This is a genomic window from Lachnoclostridium sp. An181 (assembly GCF_002160325.1).
Taxonomy (GTDB): domain Bacteria; phylum Bacillota; class Clostridia; order Lachnospirales; family Lachnospiraceae; genus An181.
In genome coordinates this window covers 1-781 of sequence record NZ_NFKJ01000049.1, presented here as the reverse complement: position 1 = coordinate 781, position 781 = coordinate 1, and the positions used below count along the sequence as shown (strand labels likewise).

Below are 781 nucleotides of genomic sequence, written 5' to 3'. Positions count from 1 at the left end.
GCACCTTCCACAGGAGCACCGCTCTCGTCCACAACTTTACCTGTAACCTGGTAAGTTGCCACTTCTGCCTGGCCTGTGTAGTGGATATCCTTCAGATAGACGTCTGACGGTGTTCCGGACCAGCCGCCCACTTTGATGGCAATCTTATCCGTAAGATCCGTAAGGCTGCTGAAATCTTCTTCAAATGCCTTCTGTCCGTCAACTGTCAACGTCACTTTTTTGTCACCTGTCCAGTCGAGGCGGAATGTTGTCTCTGTGTTCTGGGCAGGCGCTGCCACTCTGCCTCCCTGATACCAGTCCCCGCTGCCGCCCTGATATTTCTGCCAGAACCAGCCGCTTGTATCGTATCCTACGAACATTCCGTTTCCTGCGTCTTTGTAACCAAGATAGATACCAAATCTTGTGTTTGCAGCTGTGGTACCGCTCTTCATAGTCGCCTCAAAGTATCCGTCCTTTGAGAAATCAAAGGTATTCGGATTTACAAACATTGCCGGCAAAGGATTGCTTGTACCATCTGTAGTTCCGTTTCCATTGCCGGTGGATGCTTTCAAGTGTAACCAGCCGTCTTCTACCGCCTGGATCGTGTCCTCTCCTTTTACAGTAGTTTCATCCTGTTTCCACGCATCATTAATACCGTCCGTCAAAGCTTTCGTTTCTTTAGAAACTCCTTCTTCTGCATGAACGTTCAAAGATGTGTAGCCCAATGTTCCCGCTGCCTGCGGTACTGCCATGCTTGCTACCAAGAGCATACTGAGCACTTTCAAATTTCTCTTCTTCATAG

1 pseudogene is annotated in these 781 nt (G+C 48.9%); it reads right to left on the bottom strand.

The window, feature by feature from the left end:
• A pseudogene (locus tag B5F18_RS12345) lies at positions 1–758 on the bottom strand (endo-alpha-N-acetylgalactosaminidase family protein); the annotation flags it as partial.
• Positions 759–781 lie beyond the last annotated feature (23 nt).